The organism is Paenibacillus tepidiphilus, assembly GCF_008635795.1.
GTDB lineage: Bacteria > Bacillota > Bacilli > Paenibacillales > Paenibacillaceae > Paenibacillus_AQ > Paenibacillus_AQ tepidiphilus.
Genome location: NZ_VWRQ01000031.1, coordinates 37,292 through 61,791 on the forward strand (window position 1 = coordinate 37,292; position 24,500 = coordinate 61,791).

General features: G+C 54.5%; 8 protein-coding genes. 7 read left to right on the top strand and 1 reads right to left on the bottom strand.

Going from position 1 to position 24,500, the window contains the following annotated elements; genetic code table 11:
- The first annotated feature begins 218 nt into the window (after positions 1–218).
- Entirely contained in the window at positions 219–7,796 is a 7,578-nt protein-coding gene (locus F1379_RS27125; RefSeq protein WP_150275596.1) for a pullulanase, read from the top strand.
- An 83-nt stretch (positions 7,797–7,879) separates the two neighbouring features.
- On the opposite strand, the gene F1379_RS27130 is transcribed toward F1379_RS27125, so the two are convergent.
- Positions 7,880–9,622 (bottom strand): alpha-glycosidase, encoded by a 1,743-nt coding sequence (locus tag F1379_RS27130; protein ID WP_150275597.1) that lies wholly within the window; start codon positions 9,620–9,622, stop codon positions 7,880–7,882.
- 810 nt (positions 9,623–10,432) lie between these two features.
- Between F1379_RS27130 and F1379_RS27135 the strand changes: the two genes are divergently transcribed.
- The 6 genes from F1379_RS27135 to F1379_RS27160 form a co-directional block, all read left to right on the top strand.
- Complete coding sequence (locus tag F1379_RS27135; protein WP_150275598.1) at positions 10,433–11,773, top strand: sugar ABC transporter substrate-binding protein; 1,341 nt, start codon at positions 10,433–10,435, stop codon at positions 11,771–11,773.
- A 106-nt stretch (positions 11,774–11,879) separates the two neighbouring features.
- Positions 11,880–13,193, top strand: coding sequence for a carbohydrate ABC transporter permease (locus F1379_RS27140; RefSeq protein ID WP_150275599.1), 1,314 nt, complete (start codon positions 11,880–11,882; stop codon positions 13,191–13,193).
- The gene (locus tag F1379_RS27145) at positions 13,190–14,035 is read left to right on the top strand and encodes a sugar ABC transporter permease (RefSeq protein ID WP_150275600.1); all 846 of its coding nucleotides are present in this window, start codon (positions 13,190–13,192) and stop codon (positions 14,033–14,035) included. Before F1379_RS27140 ends, F1379_RS27145 begins: the two co-directional genes overlap by 4 nt.
- A 265-nt stretch (positions 14,036–14,300) precedes the next feature.
- Positions 14,301–16,406, top strand: coding sequence for a methyl-accepting chemotaxis protein (locus F1379_RS27150; RefSeq protein ID WP_150275601.1), 2,106 nt, complete (start codon positions 14,301–14,303; stop codon positions 16,404–16,406).
- Between the two features lie 100 nt (positions 16,407–16,506).
- Positions 16,507–17,205 (top strand): thioesterase II family protein, encoded by a 699-nt coding sequence (locus F1379_RS27155; RefSeq protein ID WP_150275602.1) that lies wholly within the window; start codon positions 16,507–16,509, stop codon positions 17,203–17,205.
- A gap of 156 nt (positions 17,206–17,361) precedes the next feature.
- The coding region (locus tag F1379_RS27160; protein WP_162551297.1) for a non-ribosomal peptide synthetase at positions 17,362–24,500 on the top strand (7,139 nt) is incomplete at its 3' end.

Consider the following 24,500-nt stretch of genomic DNA (forward strand, 5'->3'; position numbering starts at 1 on the left):
TGGGCAATTTCAAAGGTGGAACTGGCTACGGCCAGCCATTTTTGCAAACGTTTGCGCTAAGTTTTACTGAGATTTAGGGGATTGGAGGGGGTGAGCGTCTACTTTCTGGATGAGGTGCAGGCAGCCCGAAGCGGCGGTATGCACGGGTTAAAGTGCACAGGCCGGCAGCAACGGATGGTTTCAACAAATCAAAACAGCGACAGGGAGGGCTTAAGCGGATGAAATGGGCGTTATGGAGCAAGAAAGCATTTGCCATCAGCATGGTTATCGTAATGATATGCTCCTTCTTTACAGGTTACCCGGCAAAAACGGCGGCGGCGGAAGCAACCAAGGTTGCGCTGGTGGGCAATTTGCAGACTGCATTTGGTAATGACAATAACTGGGATGAGAAATCCACAGTTACACAAATGACATACAAGGATAATGGCACCTATGTATTTACCGGGACTTTACCGGCAGGTGTGTATGAATATAAGGTGGCTCTTAACGATGCATGGACTGAAAATTATGGCATCGGGAACTACACCAATCCAAACGGGGTTGATAAGGGCGGTAATATTGTCCTTACCCTGGCCGAGGAAACTTCAGTAACGTTCTATTACAACGACATAACGAAAAAAATTGCAGATTCAACATACTATCATCCGGTATCTCCGCTTCTGACAGGAACACTGCAGACGGAACTGGGCGAAGCTGCCGATTCATCGCCGCAGACGGCGCAAGCTCGCTTAAGCGACACGAATTTCGACAATGTATACGAGCACAAAGTGAATCTGCCGCAAGGCGACTATACTTACCAGATCTATATTCCGGGCACGACACCGGAGGCGGATAAGCTTTACCCCGAAACGGAGAAATCGCTCAGCCTTCCGGCGGATGTGGCAGTAACCTTCAGCTACAGCGCACTGGATCACGGAGTGAATGCGGCCTTCAAGGTGCCCGTGCCAAAGCCTGAACCGGGAGAAGTCATTCCAGTGCCGGAAGGACATATGCGTATTCACTATCAGCGCACGGACGGGAACTATGAGAACCAGGGAGTGTGGATATGGGAAGGCGTACCTGCTGAAACCACGGGTTGGCCGTACGGCGCGATTGCCATTCCTGAGGGACAAACGGACAGCTATGGGGCTTATGTTGACATCCAACTGAAGGAGCATGCGCAGAAAATATCGTTCCTGATCGTCAACAAGGTAACCGGCGAGAAGGACGGCGGCGACAAGCTGTATACGATTGGCACGCCGCAGACCAATGAGGTCTGGATCAAGACTGGCTCGGATAAGGTGACCCCTTATGAACCGGTAGAGCTGCCAGCCGACACGGTACGCATTCATTACAACAGAGCGGATGGAGATTACAGCTCTTATGGCGTGTGGCACTGGGGAGATGTTAACCAGCCGTCTGAGACGGCAGGGAAATGGCCGGAAGCCGCCACTGCGTTTCCGGAAGGTCAAGAGGACAGCTACGGCGCTTATGTGGATGTCCCGCTGACCAAGCAGGCCCAAAAAATCGGCTTTCTGATCGTCAATCGTTCAACCGGGGTGAAGGACGGCGAGAACAAAACCTTTTCCCTGCTGGACCGTTATAATCAGCTTTGGATTACTGAGAAGAAGGATGATGTTTACGTTTCTTCCTTTGGTGAGCTGCCGATAAGCCTGGCTTCAGCCGAGGTCATCTCCGCCACCGAGCTGCTGCTCGGGTTTACATTGACTGACGGACTGGAGACAGCGGCACTGAAAACCGGAATTACGGTGCTTGATGCAGACGGCAAGGCCATTGCGGTCAAGAGTGCGGCCATCAGCAGCGGCACACAGGTGAAGGTCACAACCGAAGCCTTCAATCTGGATAAAACCCCGCTTAGTGTATCGTACTCCGGGCGGACCGTCTCTGCCGCTGGCGGATGGCGGATGATTGATTCGCTTTATAACTATACGGGCGATGATCTCGGAGCCACCTACAATGCTGCAGATCATACGGCAGCGCTGAAGCTGTGGGCGCCGCTGGCCAGCACTGTAGTGGCCAATCTGTTCGACAAGGACGATGCTTCCGTGAAGGTCGGGCAAATCAGCCTGGCGAAGGGCGAGAAAGGCGTCTGGTCGGCTACGCTGCAGCCGTCCGATCTGAAGGAAGTGCCGGGTGCGGACGATGTGCGCGGCTACTATTATCAGTATGAAGTTACTAACAATGGCGAAACGAAGCAGGTGCTGGACCCTTACGCCAAATCAATGGCGGTGTTCACCGTCAATACAGAGGGTACAGCAGGTGCAGACGGGGATACAGTCGGCAAGGCGGCAATCGTCGACTTGAGCGCTACCAACCCGGACAGCTTCACACATGCGGATATCGCCGGATACGAGAAGCGGGAGGATGCGGTGATTTATGAGGTGCATGTCCGCGACTTCACCTCCGATCCTTCTATTGAGAGCACGCTGGACGGAGAGCGCTGGGGCTCCTATGCCGCTTTTGCCAAGAAGCTCGACTATATTAAGTCGCTTGGCGTTACCCATATTCAGCTTCTTCCGGTAATGTCGTGGTATTATGGCGACGAGACGAAGATGGGTGAACGGGAAACCGAATACTCCGCACAAAACAATGAGTATAACTGGGGCTATGACCCGCACAGTTATTTCTCGCCTGACGGTGCCTATTCGGAGAACCCGGCCGATCCGGAGCTGCGGATCAAGGAATTGAAGGGTCTGATTGATGCAGTCCACGAGGCTGGTATGGGTGTAATCTTTGACGTTGTATACACTCATATGGCCAAGAAGGAATTCCTGAACGATATCGTTCCGAACTATTACTTCTTCCAGGACGCGAACGGCAATTTCGTCGGCGGCTTCGGCAATAACCTGGCGACCAGCCACCAGATGGCCGAGAAGCTGATGATCGATTCCGTCAAATACTGGTTCAGCGAATACAAAATCGACGGTATGCGCTTTGACATGATGGGCGATGCCACCCAGGACGCAGTTCAAGCAGCCTACAATGCGGCTGCGGAAATTAATCCGGACGCGCTGTTCCTCGGCGAAGGCTGGGAGACCTTCAGCGGTGCCGCTTCCGATCCGGCCCTTACGGGTAAAGGGGCGGATCAGAAATGGATGGATAAGACCGACGACGTCGGCGTCTTCTCCGATCAATTCCGCAACGAGCTGAAATCCGGCTTCGGCAGCGAAGGCCAGCCGCGCTTCCTGACAGGCGGCCCGCGTCAGATTTCTTACATGCTGGATCTGATTAAAGCCCAGCCGTCCAATGTTCCGGCCGATGATCCGGGCGACATTATTTCTTATATTGAAGCCCATGACAATCTGACGCTGCACGATGTTATCGCGCAGTCGATTAAGAAAGATCCGGCAATTGAAGCTAATGAGCTGGAGATTCAGCAGCGTATCCGTCTGGGCAACCTGCTGGTCATGACTTCGCAGGGGACGCCGTTCATCCAGGCCGGCCAGGAATACGGCCGCACCAAGGAGTGGAAGGCGGCGGGAGTTCCCGAGCAGAAATATACCGATCTGGTTGACGAGAGCGGCCAATCCTTCGGCTATTTCATCCACGATTCCTATGATTCTTCGGATGCGGTTAACATGTTTGACTGGTCCAAGGTGACCGATCCGGCCAAGTATCCGGTACAGAATATGACCAAGGATTACACCGCAGGGCTGATTGAGCTGAGAAAATCTACAGATGCCTTCAGGCTGGGCGACAAGAGTCTTGCCGACAGCAATGTCACCCTGATTCAGGCGCCTGAAGTGAAGGATAGCGATCTGCTGCTTGGCTACAAGAATAAAGCCACGGATGGAACCGGACTTTATTATGTATTTGTAAATGCGGACAGTGTAACCAGAACCCTGTCGTTGTCCGAGGATTTGACCGGCGGCACCGTGCTGGTGGATAACGATGAAGCTGGCATTCAGGCTATTCCTGCTGCGGACCAGAGCGGCTTCACGCTGACGGCTTCGGCAATTACGCTGGAACCGCTGACAGCGGTCGTCATTCAGCTCAATAGCGATGCCGCTGTGCTGACATCTCTGGAGGCTGACAGCGAAGGCTATGAGCTGGAAACCGGCAAGACGCACCGGACGGTGGTAACTGCACATTATGATGACGGCAGCAAGCGGACGGTCACGAACAGTGCGTCCTATGTTTCCGACAAGCCCGAAGTTGTGACGGTGAGCGCTAAAGGTGTGGTCAAGGCAGTTAAAGGCGGAAATGCCAATATTACCATCAGCTACGGAGGCAAAACTGTAACCGTAGCGGTCAAGGTGAAACGTCCTGTACTGGACAACAAACGCTATGTCGAGTTTACGTTTATCCGTCCCGACCAGAATTATACCGACTGGAATATGTGGGTATGGTTAAGCGGTGCCAGCGACGGCCAGGTTGACCTGGACTCAGCCGAGGGCGGCAAGGTTACCGTTCTGCTCGAAGTGGATGAGACTGCCACTCAAATGGGGTTTGTGCTGAAGAAAGGCGCTGACTGGTTAACCGGCAAGCAGGATATTCAGGATGACCGTTTTATTCCGCTGCCTGCAGGCGAAAGGTATATCAAGGTTACAGTAACCAGCATGGTGCAGGAAATGGACATTACTCCTGGCATCACAGGACCGGTACTTGAAGAAGGTACAGTGCAGTTCTTGTACCGTGATCCGGAGCTGTTCCGGCTGGGCGATGTGTCTCCGATTACGGATATCAAGGTCAAGGTGGACGGAGTGGAATATCCGATGACCTATGATCCGGAGCATGAATGGTTCAGCTATACTCTAGAGGGCTTGACTGAAGGCTCTCACAAGTACAGCTTTGTTGTCACGAAGGATGGAGAAACCAGTGAGATTACCGATCCGAAAAATACGGTAGACGGTGAATCTGTATTTGATTACCAAAATCCGGAAGTAACGCTTACGGCTTCAGTAAGCCCGGCGGCGGTAACTTCCAACGAAAATGCGGTGCTGGAAGTTCATGCCGCCTCTGAAGAAGAAGTTACGTACAAAGCGGCTTACCTGGATCTGAGCGAGCTGGGCGGCCCGTCCGCAGTCCCGCTGGATACAGAGCTGCTGAAACAGACAATAGCGGTTAAAGATGACGTTCCGGCAGGAATTAAAACTATTCCGTTTACCCTGGTAGACCAGTACGGCAACCGTCACAAGCAGCAGACAACGCTTGAGGTGAAGGCCAGAACCTATACAGGCGCGGAGCTTGATTTCGACTGGGATGAGGCGCGGATTTATTTTGCACTGACCGACCGTTTCAAAGACGGCGACGCCACTAACAATGAGAACGTGGACAAGACGCATCTTGAAGCCTATCACGGCGGGGATTTCCGCGGTATGATCGACAGTCTTGATTATTTGAAGGAGCTTGGCATCAACACGCTCTGGATTACACCGGTTGTCGACAATATTGATTTCAACCAGGGCACAAGCTTTGGCAAGCAATATGCCTACCATGGCTATTGGGCCAAGGATTTCACCCAGCTCGACGAGCATCTCGGCGACATGGAGACCTTCAAAGAGCTGATCGAAAAGGCGCATGATCAAGGCATCAAAATCATGGTCGATGTCGTATTGAACCACACCGGCTATGGCCTCAAAGAAAGCGATACGGCTCCTGGCGTAACCGCTGAAGACAAGGCGCGCTTTGCGGATATGCTGCGGACAGGAAGCGTAGTGTCTGCCGACAAGGATGCCATTAAGGGTGAACTGAGCGGCCTCCCGGACTTCAAGACAGAAGACCCGGCGGTGCGCCAGCAGATCATTGAATGGCAGACCGGGTGGCTTGAGAATGCGCGGACAGACCGTGGAGATACCATTGATTATTTCCGCGTGGATACGGTCAAGCATGTAGAGAGCACTACCTGGAAAGCCTTCAAGAATGCACTGACCGAAATCGCTCCGGAGTTCAAGATGGTCGGCGAGTATTTCGGCGGATCGGCCGACAACAACGGCGGCTATCTGCAGTCCGGCCAAATGGACAGTCTGCTTGATTTCGGCTTCAAGGAGCAGGCCAAGGCATTTGTGGGCGGAAGCATCGATGCCGTCGACGCTTACCTGCAGGAACGTGAAGCGAAGCTCGACAACACGAAGATGATGGCCCAGTTCCTGAGCAGCCATGACGAAGATGGTTTCTTGACCTCGGAGACTGTAAACGGTGATAAAGGCAAGCTTAAAGCAGCTGCTGCACTGCAAATTACCGCCAAGGGCCAGCCAGTCATTTACTATGGTGAAGAATTGGGACGTTCCGGCAAGAATGCCGGTGATATGTCCAAGGGCGAGTTTAGCGAGAACCGCTCCGACATGCCTTGGGATCAGCTGGAGGCTGAGGAGGCACTGCACGACCATTACCAGAAGCTGCTGAATATCCGTGCGAAATATTCCAAGGTATTCTCGAAGGGTGAACGCACGAAGCTGGCGGGCTCTGATGAGACCGGCTACCTGGCATTTGACAAAGCGTATGCCGGAACGCATATCGTGACCGTCATCAATACGAAGGCGGAGAAGGTTAATGCGTCGATTCCTGTACCGTATGCTGCCTACAGCATTGTGCAGGATGAGTACAACAACAAGCAGTACCGTGTGGGGCAGGATGGTACCGTCACCCTTGACCTGCCGGGCAGAGATGCCGGAGGAACCGTAATTCTGTCTGCCGTCTTCTATGACGGAGGGACAACTGCACCGGCTCCTGCACCGGCGCCGACAGCGCCTGCCGCTGCCCAGTCTATCGGCAAAGATGTACTGTCTGCCGCCAAAGACGGCAAGGTAACAGTGAAGGTGGAGACAGGCAAGCATGCCGTACAGCTGCCGGTTGATGCCGCTGCCGTTATGGGCACAAGCGTCCTGGAGCTGCAAATGGATGGACTGACCGTCACACTGCCGCATGAAGTGCTGGCCTCACTGCAGAAGCAGCTCACCTCCGCACAAGCGGATGGCGCATCCATTACCTTCACGGCTGCACCGCTGGAAGAAGCGGCGGTGAAGACGCTGCTGCAGTCGTTGAATAAGAACAATACGCAAGTAAATGCAGTATCGGGTGTATTTGACTTCCGTCTGCAAGTCACTCTGAAGGACGGTTCTACGGTTCCTGCGACTGCTTTTGCAGCACCGGTTACGCTGGCCTTCCAGGTGAGCGGAAGTCCGGACCGCGATTCTCTGGGTGTGTTCCATCTGGGAACCGGCGGAGTACTCGAATATGCCGGAGGTGCTCTGCAAGACAAGACCCTCACGGCCCAGGTGTCACATTTCAGCCAATACGCGGCGCTTGAGGTTAATAAGACCTTCAAGGACATGCCGGCAACGCATTGGGCCTTCCAGGCGGTCAAATCGCTCAGCGCGAAGCAGATCGTTACAGGGATCAGTGCAGACGCCTTCAATCCCGGCGGCAATGTAACGCGCGCAGAATTTACCGCGCTGCTGGTTCGCGCCCTGGGGCTGCAAGGAACAGGGCAGAGTGCGTTCGCCGATGTAGCGGCGGGAGCCTGGTATGCCGCCGATGTGAATACGGCGGTCAGCCTGGGAATCGTGAACGGACGCGGTACGAACAGCTTCGCACCGAATAGCACGATTACCCGCGAGGAGATGGCAGCTATGCTGATCCGCGCGCTGCAGGTCAAACAGGGACGTGAGCTGACAGCGGAAGCGGCAGCATCATTTGCCGATGCCGCCGATATCAGCGCATGGGCTGCGTCTTACGTCAATACCGCCTCCGGTCTCGGCCTGATTCAGGGCCGCGAAGCCGGCGGGTTCGCCCCGCAGGCCGCGATGACCCGCGCCGAAAGCGCGCAGGTGATCTACCGCTTGCTCGGCTTATAGGGTTTGCTGTGAATAGCAGCAAATAAGCAAATGCAATAAACAAAGGCACTCTTCTTCGCGAAGAGTGCCTTTTCGTTCTGCAGTTATACCTTTTTCAGCACCATATAGCCGTATCCTGGCAGCTTGACCGACAATCTGCCGCGTTCGGCGCGGTAGGTATCGCCGGTAAAGAGGTTGTTCCACTCCCGTTCCTCCACGCTCAGCTGGAAGGTTTGAGTGGTCTCCTCCGTGTTGATCAGCACCATGATCACGTCATCGCCCAGGCTGCGCTCGTAGGCCAGCTTGGTGCCCTGCGGGCCGGCCTCCAGGAAGGTAATGGCGCCGGTCCGCAGCGCCGGCTCCTCGGCACGGATGCGGATCAGCTGCTGGTAATAGCTGAACAGCTCGCGGTCCTGCTTGGCCGGGTCCCATTCCATGCATTTGCGGCAGCCGGGATCGTTCTCTCCGTCCATTCCGATTTCACCGCCGTAATAGATGCAAGGGGTTCCCATGAACGTGAACTGGAAGAGCGCGGCCAGCTTGACCCTGTTCTTGTTGCCGCCTGCGAGGGTAAGCACCCGGGGCGTGTCATGGCTGTCGAGCAGATTAAAGGCGACCTCGCTGGCCTGCAGCGGATAGCGTGCGAGCTGACTGCCGATCGCATGGGAGAAGCCTTCCGCATCGACCGTTCCGTGGACGAAGAAGTCCAGCACCGCATCGGTGAACGGATAGTTCATCACAGCGTCGAATTGGTCGCCCTCAAGCCATGGTGCAGATTCATGCCAGATTTCGCCGAGAATATAGGCCTCCGGATTGGCAGCCTTGACCACTTTGCGGAAATCGCGCCAGAAGGCGTGATCGACCTCATCGGCCACATCGAGCCGCCAGCCGTCGAGTCCGACTTCTTTAATCCAGAATTCGGCTACTTTTAAGAGATAGGCCTTGACCTCAGGATGCTCTGTGTTCAGCTTCGGCATCAGCGGCTCGAAGGCAAAGGAGTCATAATTCGGGATATTGTCCGTCACCTGCAGCGGGAATTCGCGGATATGGAACCAGTCTTTGTACAGGGAGGCTTCGCCCTTCTCCAGCACATCGACGAACGGGGCAAAGGTGCGCCCCGAGTGGTTGAATACGGCGTCCAGCAGCACGCGGATGCCCCGCTCGTGGCAGGCATCGACCAGCCGTTTCAGCGTCTGTACATCACCGAAATGCGGGTCGACCATCATATAATCCTCGGTATCATATTTATGGTTCGTGGTTCCTTTGAAGATCGGCGTGAAGTAGATACCGGTGATGCCAAGCTCGCTTAAGTGATCAAGATGGTCGATAACCCCCTGTAAATCTCCGCCGAAGAAATTATGCGGGGTAGGTGTTCCACCCCAAGTCTCTACACCTTCCGGGTTAAGGGAAGGATCGCCATTAGCGAATCGTTCGGGGAAAATCTGATAAAAGACCGCATCCTTGACCCAGGCCGGCGGTGTAAACACATCGGCCGGGTTGAGGAACGGATATTCAAACAGCTTGAGCGGATTAGCCGGACGTTCGGCAACAAAGCCGTTTTCGGTCATCCAGATCTGCTCTCTGCCCTTTTGCAGCAAGAACCCGTATTTCAGTCTGCGGAGCTTGGGAATGGATTCGCATTCCCAGTAATCGAACATCGCATCCGAGGTGAACAGCGTCATCGGGATCAGCTCTTTAGTGGCGTCCCAGGCATATTTATCGCCAACCCAAGCGAATACTTCAGTTAAGTCGCCTTTCTTGGCGCGCAGGCGCAGATGGATGGTCTGGCGGTCATAGGCATAGGACCAGTTCAGCCGGGGACGATGGTAGACAGCTTCAAGTAACATAGATGAATCCTCCTAAAGTAATGGGATGAGTAACTCCGAAGCCACGTCAGACTGAGCGGCTTACGGAGGCTGCACATAAAAATAAGGGTGTGTATGTATAAATCCTCCAATACAGTGGATAACAACTGTGTAGGAAGCTTATGCAACAGCGGCCTGGACGAGCTGTATATCTGTGCATCAGTTGCGCGCAATTTGGACTAAACGCCAAATTTGCCCACAGCAAAAAGGCACATCCGTGGCAAAGAGCTTGCCCAGGGATTGTGCCTGGTGAGTATCACGACCTTCGAAGCCGGTAATAAACGCAGATTCTTCAGCGAGAGTCCAGCAGGCCAGGCTGCTTATAATGTTTTGGATTATAGCATGGAATAAATGGCTGTTCAATACTATTGTTCAAACCGTTGCACAAAATGACATGCGGAAAAATTCACATCCAAATGGACAAGCAGGCCTGAAAAAACGCTAAGAAATACGTTTATAAGTAAATTTAAGCAAGAAAAAACACGAAAAAAAGAGAAAAGAGTGATAAGTAGAGTAATTAGGAGTATTCGTGTAAAATATGAAGCAAATAGCTTAATATATGCTAATAAAACGGTTATTTGGGCAAATACACTATGTGCAAACGTTTTTACAATCAAGATTCATGTTGTATTATGAATTTAGTAATGAAGCGCTTTCTAGAACTAGGCTAAAGCGGATACAGAAGGTTGGAAGAACAAAACAGACGTTTTTTTTGGATCTTCTGAAATCGTTTGCGCAAGTTCTGCAGCATCATTGTTGGCAAGCGTACACAAATTAGGAGGGGTTAAAGCAATGAAGTTGAAAAAGCTTATGGTTCTCACCGCCGCAGCTTCTATGGCACTGTCTGTCACTGCCTGCGGATCTAGCAACAACAACGGAAATAACGGGGGCAACAACACAACCGCAACGAATGCACCGACAGAAAGCACAGCTCCGGCCGGAAACGCAGGCACGGACAACGCTGGCACTGAAACCGTGCAAATTACACCTGAGGATGGCGCATCTCTGGTTGTATGGGAAAGTAAAGAAGAAAGAGCCTTTACAGACGCGATCGCGAAGGAATTCACTGAAAAATACAATGTTCCTGTAAAAATCGAAGAGCTGTCGCCGGTAGAGCAGGTTACCAAGCTGTCCCAGGACGGTCCTTCCGGTCTGGCTGCTGACGTTATTCTGATTCCGCATGACAACCTGGGCAGAGCCGCAAGTGCACAGCTCCTGCTTCCAAACGACGTGTTCGAGCAAGAAACGATCAAGAACAATACTGAAGCCTCGATTACTGGTTCTAGCTATGACGGAATGCTTTACGGCTATCCGCGTGCAGCTGAAACTTATGCTCTGTACTACAACAAGTCTCTTGTCACTGAAGCGCCTAAGAGCTTTGATGATGTACTAGCTTTCGGCAAAACCTTCACTGATAAAGCCAATAACCGCTACGGCATCATGTGGGAAGTCGGCAACATGTACTTCAGCTACCCGTTCATCGCTTCTAACGGCGGCTATATCTTCGGGGATAACGGCACCAACAAAGACGATATCGGTATCAATACCGATGGCGCAATTGCAGGCTTGAGCGAGTTTGTAAAACTGAAAGAAATTCTGCCGATTAACAGCGGCGATATTAACCCTGACATTAAGCGCAGTCTCTTCAACGCCGGCGATGTCGCAATGGATATCAACGGACCTTGGGAACTGGCCGGCTACAAAACTGCTCTCGGTGACAACCTGGGACTGGCACCGCTGCCGACTATCGGCGGAAAGACTGCCATCACTCTGGCCGGCTTCAAGATCTTTGCAGTTAACGCCTATACCCAATATCCAAATGCCGCCAAGCTCTATGCTGAGTTCGCTTCCAGCAAGGAAGCCCAGCTTAAGCTGAACGAACTGGTCGGATCGATTCCAACCAACCTGGAAGCTCTGGAAGACCCGCAAATCAAGGATGATGTATATGTATCCGCTTTTGCAGAACAGGCTAAAAACTCCCAGCCAATGCCATCCATTCCTGAAATGGGCAATGTATGGAGTCCTGTAAATGCAGCCCTGCCGGAAATCTGGGACAAAGGCGCAGACCCTAAGACTGCCATGGATAAAGCAGCCCAACAGATCAAGGATCTGAACGACGGCGCTTCGCAGTAAGCATCAATAGGTCTATCCCAACAGTGAATTTATGAAATCAAATCGCCCGCCGCCTGGTAGCGGCGGGCGATTCTCTGATTTCCCAGGAGAGGAGAGCGGAAGGGAAATGCAGCGACACCATACTAGAGCTACGATACTGTCGACCTTGTTTATGGGATTGGGACAAATATATAACCGCCAATTTATTAAAGGTATTATTTTTATCATCGTAGAGGCTTTAAGCTTAGTTTACTTTATTCAGAATCTGGGACGCGCGGTCTGGGGCGTCGTTACGTTGGGTACAGCTACCCAGCACTTCGAGAAGGTCAACGGAATCGCCAAACTGGTCAAAGGTGACCATTCTATATTCATTCTGATCGAGAGTTTAATTACGATTATATTCTTTCTTCTGTTCGTGGTTGCCTGGTATATGAATATCAGAGATGCTCGCAAGACCGGGGCTGCGCGAGACGCAGGGCATACTCCGGGTACTTTCAAGCAGAGCATCCGCTATATCCTCGATTACAAGTTTGCGCAGACATTTCTTATCCTGCCGTCTGTAGGCATTCTGTTATTTACAGTAATGCCGATTATCTTCATGATCATGCTGGCGTTTACGAACTATTCTGCGCCTAACCATATGCCTCCGGCCAAGCTGGTAGACTGGGTTGGCTTTGAAACCTTCCGTAATCTTGTGGTGCTTAAATCATGGAGCCAAACCTTTTACGGGGTTCTTACTTGGACTATTATCTGGGCGGTCCTGTCCACGATTACTACCTATTTCGGCGGTATGCTGGTCGCCATGCTGGTCAGCCAGCAAGGCATCCGTTTCAAAGGCATCTGGAGAGCTATTCTGATTGTTCCGTATGCTATTCCGCAGATGATCTCCCTTCTGCTCATGCGTAACCTGTTCAACGGCCAGTTTGGTCCGATTAACCAATATCTGAAGTTCTTCGGACTCGGCGGTCTTCCTTGGCTGACGGATCCATTCTGGGCTAAAGTAACGGTTATCGTTGTAAACATGTGGGTTGGTATACCGGTATCCATGCTGCTGATTATCGGGGTTCTGACCACAATTCCACGCGATATGTATGAAGCGGCAGAAGTGGACGGAGCGACTAACTACCAGAAATTCCGAATCGTTACATTGCCTATGGTGCTATTCACGACGGCACCTACACTGATTGCCCAGTTTGCAGGCAATATCAATAACTTTAATGCGATCTTCCTGTTAACAGCCGGCAGTCCTCCCAACGGGGATTATCAATACGCCGGTTCCACCGATTTGCTCGTGACGTGGCTCTACAAGCTCACACTTGACCAGAATAAATACAACATGGCATCTGCGGTCGGTATCATTATCTTCATCATCGTGGCCAGCTTCTCGATTTACAATTACCGGCGGACGAAATCATTCAAAGAGGAGGATATGATCCAATGAGCGGAGTAAAAATTAAAACAAGAATACGGCTCGGATTAAGTTATTTGATGCTGGTTATTCTGTCTGTTGCAGCACTTTATCCTGCCATTTGGATTCTGTTATCGTCGCTGCGGCCAGGCAAATCCCTTTACAGTAAAACACTGATTCCTGAAACGTTTACGCTTGAACATTACCGGGCACTCTTCTATGATCCTACCCTGCTGTTCCCTACCTGGTGGCTAAATACGTTTAAAATTGCCTTCTTCTCCATGCTTCTGGGCGTGTTCCTGACATTGCTTACCAGCTATGCGGTCTCCCGGTTCAGGTTCAAGGCGCGCAAGACCACCATGTCCGGACTGCTGGTGCTGGGAATGTTTCCGGGCTTCATGAGTATGATTGCCATCTACCTGCTGCTGAAAGAATTTGATCTGCTGGATAAGCATCTGGCTCTGATTATCGTCTATGCAGCCGGAGCTCCGCTTGGCGGGACACTGATCGCGAAGGGGTTCCTCGATACGATACCGCGTTCGCTGGACGAAGCTGCCCGCATTGACGGTGCCAGCAACTTCGGAATCTTCTGGAGAGTGATTCTGCCTCTGTCGAGACCGATGATTACCTACATGGCGCTTACGCAATTTGTCGGACCTTGGGTTGACTTTATCTTTGCCCGGCTCATCCTGCGGACCAAGGAGAAATGGACCGTTGCCGTCGGCATGTGGGATATGGTGAATACGAACCAGAACACCAATTTCACGACCTTTGCAGCCGGGGCTGTACTGATCTCTATCCCAATCATGATCCTCTTTGCCTTCCTGCAAAAGCTGCTCGTCGAAGGCTTGACTGCCGGGGCGAGCAAGGGTTAATCGGTCCTTTGCCATTTTACGTGCTTTAATAAGAACAAGGTACAGCCTTCATTTGATTCGAAGGGTGTACCTTGTGTCTTTTCGTTCCAAAATTTGACGAAATATGACGAAAAATGGCGAATCACATAAAACCTCCTGAATTCGCTTTCACGGAAATTCCCGCTAGTGTGGGTACTCAGGGACTCCTGCCGGAGCGCCTGATTTAGGCTTCAAGGATAAAACCCACTACTGTGGCGTTATTTTATTCTATGGGGAGAGTAGACTTATGAAACGACAACGAAGCCTGCATCTGCAATCGGTTGGCGTTAAATTGTTCGTGATCCTGTTCGGTACGATTCTGTTATTGTCTTCCGTGCTTGGTGTGACCTCCTATTATGCGGCAAAAGGCATTATCACCAATGAGGTGGCGGCCGCTTCCTCACAATCCATTGTCCAGGCCGCGGACAAGCTCGACTTTCTCTTTGTCGAGTATGAAGCGCTTTCGCGGCAATTTGCCGTGGATCAGGCGCTTAAGGCGGATCTGGAGGCGGTGAATGATCCCGGTATCGGAACCGTGGCTAAGGTTGCCGCCGAAGCGCGCATCCGCAGCAAGCTCGATGCCGTCAAGGGCTCCGATGAACGTCTCATGGGCATCCGTCTTGTTTCCCGCAGCCTCGCCGAAGTTGAATCCTATAAAACCTCAGGCGTTACGGGAATCCGCACCGACGAGGGGATCCTGGCGAGAATCAAGCAGATTGACGAGGCCAAGGGCAATCCGGTGTGGTTCCCGGTCCGGCCGAAGGGCTTCTTCGATACATATTCGGAAGCTTCGCTCACGATGGGACGGCTTCTGCGCAATATGCAAAATCCGCAAGCAGAATATTATATGCTGATTGAGATCAAGCGGGATGCGCTTAAGGGCACACTTTCGAACCTGAAGATCGGTCAGGGCGGGGAGCTGCGCATCCTGAATGCAGCCGGAAATGTTGTGTATGCAGCGGATGACGCTCTCCTGGAGCAGTCCTCGTTCATTAAGCCGGCCGTGGCGGAGCCGCAGCCGGACGAGGAGGCGGATCGTTCCTTTATGGCAGACGATGAAGCCGGAACGGAGCAGCTGGCGGTCTACCAGCCGCTGACTACGGGCGGCTGGACACTGCTTGGCTACGCACCGGTCAGCGATTTCACCAAGTCGGCTGACCGCCTGCTGTATATTACGCTGCTCGTAGTGCTCGCAGCGGCGCTCATCGCTCTCCTGATCGGGTATGTGCTGGTGCGCCTGATCGGCAAGCCGCTGGGCAAGCTGGCCCGGCTGATGGAGGAAGGAGAGCAGGGCAATCTGCAGGTCCGCACCAATTTCAAAGGGCGAGATGAAATCGGTCGGCTGGGTCACAGCTTCAACCGGATGATGGAGCAGATTTCTCGCCTCGCCGGCCAGAGCGGCGCTTCGGCGACGGAGGTGCTGGCTACCTCGGAACAGCTGGTCCATGCTTCCGGGACGATTGCCGACCATGCCCGCGAGCTGGCGTCGGCGACCGGAGAAATTGCCCAGGGCGCGGCCAGTCTGGCAGCGGAAGCCGACAGCAGCAACCATGACGTGGAACAGATGGGCGATAAGATGCAGGAAGTGGACGGAATCAACCGGGTCATGGATGCAGCAGCCGAGAAAGTGATCGCGGTCAGCGAGCAGGGAGCGGAACTGATGAAGACCCTGGTAGCGCAAAGTGAGTCGACGGTGCAGATGATGCGGCTGATTGAAGCGAATTCGGCCAAGCTGCAGGAAAGCACTCATCTCATCCGCAATATTCTCGCTCCAATGATTGCCATGAACAAGCAGACGAACATTCTGGCGCTCAATGCTTCCATAGAAGCTGTCCGCGCCGGTGCGGCCGGCAGAGGCTTTATAGTCATCGCCGATGAGATCCGCGCGCTGGCCGGCCAGTCCAGCCAGTCCATTGCTTCCGTCTCGCAAATTACGGAGGAGATCGGCCGGAACATCGAGGACACCGTCAAGGTTGTGGGCGAAGCGGCGCCGCTCTTCAGTGAGCAGATCGGTTCGGTGCGGGAATCCTCGCAGATCTTTGCCGCAGTACGCAAGGAGATGGAAGATTTCATTGAATATCTGGGCCAGTCTTCCGCGGCGGTTTCGGAGCTGACCATCTTCCAGGCACGCCTTGGCGAGTCGATGGGCAGTGTCCGTTCTGTAGTGCAGCAGACCAGCGCCTCTACGGAAGAAGTGGCGGCGATGTCTTCCCGGCAATTGACGGTAAGCGGCGAACTGGTTACGTTGTCCAGACAGCTGGAGGAGCTGGCGGAGAGCCTGAAGCAATCGCTGGTGTCTTTCCACGGGCAGGCTGAACATCCGGGAGCAGACAAACCGGAACAATTGCAATAAATTGTTACTTATTTAAGTCCCCCTCCATCCCCCGCTGATGCGGGCTGGAGGGGTATATTCTGGACTTCCTGAATTCACTAAATCATGAAAGAGATGGACTATGAAATTATTCTGTATCCCTTATGCCGGAGGCTCGGCCTCCTTCTATAGTCAATGGTCAAGCCATATAAAAGGAATCGCTGAGATTGTTCCAGTGGAGCTGGCTGGCAGAGGCAGGAGAGTGCATGAGCCGTTCTACCGGACTTTTGAAGAAGCGCTTGAAGATATTACATCGATGATTGTGCCGCAATTAAATGGAGATTCCTATGCGATTCTCGGGCATAGCCTGGGGGCTATTCTTGCCTATGAAACAATTCATCAGCTGAAAAGCAGGGGTTATCAGGAGCCGGAGGTCGCTTTTTTCTCTGGCAGATCAGCCCCGCAGGTAAGGGATATGGATAAAACCATCGTTCACCTGCTCCCGGATGATAAGTTTATACAGCACGTAAGGGAATTAGGCGGGACGCCGCCGCAGTTTTTTGATAATAGAGAATTGATGGATCTCTTTTTGCCTATTATCAGGTCGGACTTCCGGTTGTCGGAGACTTATCTGTTCAAAGAGAGAAACAGTAAACTCGGGTGTGACGTCAACGTATTCTTCGGTTATAAGGATGACACCCTGTCAGGAGATATCAAAGAGTGGGATCAAATATCTGACAAAGCTTGCAGGTATGCCGGTTTTGATGGAGATCATTTTTTTATTCATAGTCATTCGCAACCGGTTCTAGAGGCACTTACGAAGGCTCTCCATTTCCGCTAGGCGCAGCAAGATGTGTTATTACAACAAGAACCTATAATCATGCCAATCCTCAACCTGCATAATTCAACTTCACTGTCTCAGATTGGTTTGCGGTTGCCTTCAGAAGCATGCAGTTCATTCAGAATCAGCATAATCAATGAGGGGGCTTCACTAAGCATGAAACAGTTAGGCAGAAGTGAATCTGCAGTTTCATTAACGCACGCACAGAAGCGGATTTGGATGATGGAGCAGCATTATCCGGGCACTCCGCTCAATAATATAACGCTGTATTTTATTTTTAAAGGAGAAGCGAATTTAGTCTGGATTGAAGCAGCCATCCACTATAATCTCAGCAACCACGCTGGCTTTGGATTGCGAATCTCCCGCAACCAGGACGGTGAGCCCTATCAATATTATGTACCCCATCCTAAAACCCCGTTCCCGCTAATCGACTTCAGTACTTCAAATCACCCTAATGAGGCGCTTGAGCTTTGGACGCAGCAGCAAGCGAAAATCCCCTTCCAATTCGAGAATAACCCTTTATATTACATAGCCCTCTTCAAAGTCAGCGACGATGAGTGCGGATATTTAATCAAGGTCCACCACATCATTGCTGATGGATGGTCAGGACAGGCTTGGCTTCAAGATACACTGGCAATTTATGAGAAGCTGGCGAAAGGCGAAAGCCACCCGGTTGGCAGGTCCAGCAATTTTCTGGATTTTGCAGATCACGAAGATCATTATTTAAGGTCTAACCGCTACATCAAAGACAAGCAGTTTTGGTTACAGCGTTATCAGGATTATGAGTCCCCTACGGTTATGGGTACCTCCAAAGGGATCACCAGCGATTCGGCCGGCACACGGAAATCATTCCTGCTGAACAAAGAGCTAAGTGAGCGGATCAGGGAAAAGCTTGATGAGAACCGGGTTTCACTAAACGCCTGGTTTGTCGCATTAATGCTCGCTTATCTGAACCGGACGACCGGGCAAAGCGACTTGGTCATCGGGACTCCGGTCTCAAACCGTTCCGGTGCGAAAGAGAAATCTGTCATTGGCATGTTTGCCAGTACAATGCCGCTGCGGGTTCAAGTTAATGCAGTGCAGAGCTTCGACTCGTTTAGCAGGGAAGTACAGCAGCAATTGATGTCATGTTACTTTCATCAGAAATATCCTTACGATAATCTGGTGCAAGAATTGGAGCTGCGCAAAAAGGGAATAGACCAGCTGTTCTCGGTTGTTGTAAATAATCTTGGCACCAGACTTGTGACGAATGTGGAAGGTCTCACTGTAAAAGCGAACGAGGTTTACAACGGGCATCAATTTTATCCATTTCAGCTAATGATTAAAGACTGGTCTCTGACTGGTGAACTTGAATTGGCCTTTGATTACAAGGCTGACCATTCGGATGGAATTGTAGAACAGATCTTCAGCACTTTTGTTGTCATGCTTCAGGATATCCTCGGGGAGTCCAGTCCGATGATCCAGGATATCCGGCTATTGGATGAAGAGGGGACCCGTCAGCTTACCCTTGGATTCAACGATACGGCGGCGGAATATCCGCGGGAAGCGACGATCCACGGTCTGTTCGAGGCGCAGGTGGAGAAGACGCCGGATGCGGTGGCGGTAGTGTACGGGGATCAGCAGCTGACCTATGCGGAGCTGAACGCACGGGCGAACCGGCTGGCGTGGACGCTGCGTAGGCAAGGTGTAGAGCCGGACTGTATTGTGGCAATTATGGCGGAACGCTCGCTGGAGCTGATGGTAGGGATTTATGGCATCCTGAAGGCTGGCGGGGCGTACCTGCCGATTGATCCGGCCTACCCGAAGGAGCGAATCCAATACATGCTCGGAGACAGCGGCGCGTCGGCGCTGCTGATTGACGCTGGCCTTGATCCATGCGGATTTGAGGGCGCGGTTATCGAGTTGACTTCCGGCAGGCAGGAACAATCCGAGGCCAACCCGCCGCAAGAGCTGAATTCCCGGCATTTGGCGTATGTGATGTATACCTCAGGGACCACCGGCAACCCGAAAGGCGTCATGATGGACCATCGCGCGGTGATCAACCGTCTGCAGTGGATGCAGAATTGGTACTGTCTTCGAGAAGAGGATGTGATTCTGCAAAAGACGCCGATCACGTTCGACGTTTCGGTGTCGGAGCTGTTCTGGTGGGGCATGACCGGGGCGCGGGTCTGCATGCTTTCGCTGCGTGGAGAGAAGGATCCGGCGGTGCTGGCCGAGACGATAGAACGCCACGGCATCACGGTTATGCATTTTGTGCCGTCGATGCTGAGTGTCTTCCTGGAGCAGGCCGGGCAAATGTTCAGCCCGGAGAAGCTCCGCAGCCTGCGGCGGGTATTTGCCAGCGGGGAAGCGCTGAAGCCGCAGCATGTGACCGGGTTCTACAAGCTAATGGAGGGGAGCGGCGCGACGCTTCACAACCTGTATGGACCGACGGAAGCAGCCGAGGTTTCCTATTATGACTGTATGCCTCTCTTCGCGGAAACAGCGGTGCCGATCGGCAAGCCGCTTGCCAATACGCAGCTGTACATTGTAGGTGACGACCTGCAGCTGAAGCCGGTAGGCATCGCGGGTGAGCTGTATCTCGCGGGGGACGGTCTGGCGCGGGGTTACTTCAATCGGCCTGACCTGACGGCAGAGAAGTTCGTCGACAACCCGTTCGAGCCGGGGACCAAGATGTACCGAACCGGAGATTTGGCGAGGTGGCTGCCGGACGGCAACGTGGAGTACCTGGGCCGGATCGACCATCAGGTGAAGATCCGCGGCTACCGGATCGAGTGCGGGGAGATTGAAGCACAGCTTATGGCGCAGGGCCATATCCGCGAAGCGGTGGTCATTGCCCGTGAAGATGAGCAGGGACAGGCGTATTTGTGCGCGTATCTCGTAAGTGATGAAGCAGTTCCGGTACCGGAACTGCGGGCGCAACTGGCAGCACAGCTGCCGGAGTACATGATTCCGTCCTACTTCGTGGAGTTGGAGAAGCTGCCTCTGACCGCTAATGGCAAGGTGGACCGAAAGGTGCTGCCGGTGCCGGACCGGGAGGCGTACACTGAAGGCTATGAAGCCCCGCGGGATGCGCTGGAAAGGCAATTGGCGGAGTTGTTCGCCGAGGTGCTGGGGGTTAAGGAGGTTGGCATCGGAGATTCATTCTTCGCGCGCGGCGGCCACTCGCTGAAAGCGATGACGCTGGTGTCGCGTATTCACCAGCGGCTGGCGGTTGAGCTGCCGCTGCGGGAGCTGTTCGCGCGTCCGACGGTGAAGGCGCTCGCGGCCTATGTGCGCAGTACGGAGGAAAGCGACTATGGCCGAATTGAGCCGGCGGCAGTACAGGCATCGTACCCGCTGTCATCGGCGCAGCGGCGGCTATACGTGCTGCATGAGGTGGAGCCGGAGAGCACGCGCTACAACATGCCGGGGGTTATGGAGCTCACAGGTCAGGTAGACGGGAGTCGGCTGAAGCAAGCGATCCGCTCGGTCATCGCCCGTCACGAATCGCTGCGCACGTCGTTCACGTGGATTGGCGGTGAACCGAGACAGCAGGTGCACGAAGAAGTGGCGCTGGAATGGATATACAGGGAGGCGGATGAAGGGCAAGCCCGGGAACTTGCCCGGGGTTTTGTGCAATCGTTCGCACTGGACCAGGCGCCGCTGCTGCGGGCCGGGCTGCTGCGATTGGCGGAAGAGCGTCACTGGCTGCTGTGGGACATGCATCATATTGTCTCGGACGGCGTGTCGCTGCACCTTCTGGTGTCGGACCTCATGGCGGCGTATGCCGGTGAGGAATTGACGCCGCTGCGGATTCAGTACAAAGACTATGCGGTCTGGCAGCAGGGGACGCTCGGGATCGAGCAGATGCAGGAGCATGAGGCATACTGGCTGTCGGCCTATGCAGAGGAAGCACCGGTGCTGGAGCTGCCGGCTGACCGGACACGTCCGGCGGTGCCAAGCAGCGAAGGCGGGCAGGTACATGCGCAGATCAATGCGGATGTGGCGGAAGGGCTGAAGCAGCTTGCCGCAGAGACCGGAGCGACGCTGTACATGGTGCTGCTGGCGGCCTATAACGTGTGGCTGCACAAGTACACGGGGCAGACCGACATTGTGGTCGGGACGCCGGTGTCGGGACGGACGCATGGGGATACAGAGCCCATGATCGGGATGTTCGTGAACACGCTGGCGCTGCGCAATGCCCCGTCCGGGGACAAGCGGTTTATAGACTTCCTGCGCGAAGTGAAGGAGCGGACGCTGGCGGCGTTCGAGCATCAGGATTATCCGTTCGAGGAGCTGGTCGAGAAGCTGAATGTGCGGCGCGATATGAGCCGCAACCCCTTGTTCGACACGATGCTGGTGCTGCAGAACATGGAGCAGGCGCGCTTCGGGCTGGCGGGAGTAGACGTTCGTCCGGTCGAGCTGGACCACCGGGCGACGAAGCTCGATCTGACGCTGAACGTTGCGGAGAACGATCAGGGACTTCAGCTGCTGCTGGAATACAGCCGTGCGCTGTTTAATGAGGATACAGCCGGGAGGTACCTGGTGCACTTTGTGCAGCTCTTGTCCCAAATCGGGGAGCAGCCGGAAGCAAGGATCGGCTCGTATGAGCTTGTCACACCAGAGGAGAAAGTGCAGCTGCTGCACGGTTTCAATGACACAGCGGCGGCGTATCCGCAGGAGGCGACGATCCACGGTTTATTCGAGGAACAGGCGGAGAAGACGCCGGATGCGGTGGTGGTCGTGTACGGGGAGCAGCAGCTGACCTACGCGGAGCTAAACGCGCGGGCGAATCAGCTCGCGTGGACACTGCGCGGGCAATGTGTGGGGCCGGAAACGATTGTAGCGGTGTTGGCGGAACGCTCACTGGAGCTGATGGTCGGGCTCTATGGCATCCTGAAGGCCGGCGGTGCGTACTTGCCGATTGATCCGGCGCTGCCGGCCGAACGCATCCGGTATATGCTCCGGGACAGCGGCGCGGCGGTGCTGCTGACTCAGCCCGGCCAGAATGCTTGCGGCTTTGAAGGCGCGGTCATCGAGTTGACGCCTGGAGGGCTTGCCGGAGGGCGAGCTGGAGGGCAAGCTGGAGAGCAAGTGCCATCCGGGGGCAATACGCCGCTGGAGCCGGATTCCCGGCGACTGGCGTATGTGATCTATACCTCTGGGACTACAGGCAACCCGAAAGGAGTCATGATCGAGCATCGCTCGGTGGTTAACCGCCTGCAATGGATGCAGAACCGCTACCCCATCGGAGCAGGGGATGTGATTCTGCAGAAGACGCCGATCACGTTCGACGTTTCAGTGTGGGAGCTGTTCTGGTGGGGCATGACCGGGGCCAAGGTCAGTATGCTTCCGCCGCAGGGAGAGAAAGACCCGGCCGTGCTGGCCGAGACGATAGAGCACCACGGCGTCACGGTGATGCATTTTGTGCCGTCGATGCTGAGCGTCTTCCTGGAACAGGCCGGGCAAGTGTTCAGCCCGGAGAAGCTGGGCAGCTTGCGCCGGGTATTTGCCAGCGGGGAAGCGCTGAAGCCGCAGCATGTGACCGGGTTCTACAAGGTGTTGGAGGGGAGCGGAGCCACACTTCACAACCTGTACGGGCCGACGGAGGCCACAGTGGATGTTACGTATTACGATACTGCCTCGACCTTCGCGGAAGCTGCGGTGCCAATCGGCAAGCCCATCGCCAATACGCAGCTGTACATTGTGGGTGACAACCGGCAACCGCAGCCAATCGGCGTCCCGGGTGAGCTGTGTATCGCGGGCGACGGCCTGGCGCGGGGGTACCTCAACCGGCCGGAGCTGACGGCGGAGAAATTCATAGACAACCCGTTCGGGCCGGGGACGAAGATGTACCGGACCGGAGATTTGGCGAGATGGCTGCCGGACGGCAACGTGGAGTATCTGGGCCGGATCGACCATCAGGTGAAGATCCGCGGCTACCGGATCGAATGCGGAGAGATTGAGGCCCGGCTGATGGCATATGGTCATATCTGCGAAGCGGTGGTCATGGCCCGTGAGGATGAGCAAGGACAGGCGTACTTGTGCGCCTATCTCGTGAATGATGAAGCGGTTCCGGTAGCAGAGCTGCGGGTGCATTTGGCAACTCAGCTGCCGGATTACATGATTCCGTCTTACTTCGTGGAGCTGGAGAAGCTGCCTCTGACCGCTAACGGCAAGGTAGACCGCAAGGCGCTGCCGGCGCCGGACCGGGAGGCGCACACTGAAGGCTATGAAGCCCCGCGGGATGCGCTGGAAAGGCAATTGGCGGAGTTGTTCGCCGAGGTGCTGGGGGTTAAGGAAGTCGGCATCGGAGATTCGTTCTTCGCGCGCGGCGGCCACTCGCTGAAAGCGATGACGCTGGTGTCGCGCATTCACCAGCGGCTGGCGGTGGAGCTGCCGCTGCGGGAGCTGTTCGCGCGGCCGACGGTGAAGGCGCTGGCGGATTATGTACGCAGCATAGAAGAAAGCGGCTACGGCCGGATCGAGCCGGCGGCGATGCAGGCATCCTACCCGCTGTCTTCGGCGCAGCGGCGTATGTATGTGCTGCATGAGGTGGAGCCGGAGAGCACGCGCTACAACATGCCGGGGGTCATGGAGCTCACAGGTCAGGTAGACGGGAATCGGCTGAAGCAAGCGATACGCTCGGTCATCGCCCGCCACGAATCGCTGCGCACGTCGTTCACGTGGATCGATGGCGAACCGAGACAGCGGGTACACGAAGACGTGGTGCTGGAATGGGTGTGCCGAGAGGCGGATGAAGGGCAAGCCCGGGACCTCGCAAGGGGATTCGTGCGGCCGTTCGCGCTGGAGCAGGCGCCGCTGCTGCGGGCTGTACTGCTGCGGCTGGCGGCGGAGCGGTACTGGCTGCTGTGGGACATGCACCATATTGTCTCTGACGGTGTATCGATGAATCTGCTGATGTCGGACCTCATGGCGGCGTATGCCGGTGAGGAATTGACGCCGCTGCGGATTCAGTACAAAGACTACGCGGTCTGGCAGCAGGGCACGCTCGGGGTCGAGCAGATGCAGGTGCATGAGGCATACTGGCTGTCGGCCTATGCAGAGGAAGCGCCGGTGCTGGAGCTGCCGGCTGACCGGACGCGTCCGGCGGTGCCAGGCAGCGAAGGAGGACAGGTTCATGCGCAGATCCGCGCGGACATGGCGGAAGGGCTGAAGCAGCTTGCCGGCGAGACCGGAGCGACGCTGTACATGGTGCTGCTGGCGGCCTATAACGTGTGGCTGCACAAATACACGGGGCAGACCGACATTGTGGTCGGGACGCCGGTGTCGGGACGGACGCATACCGATAC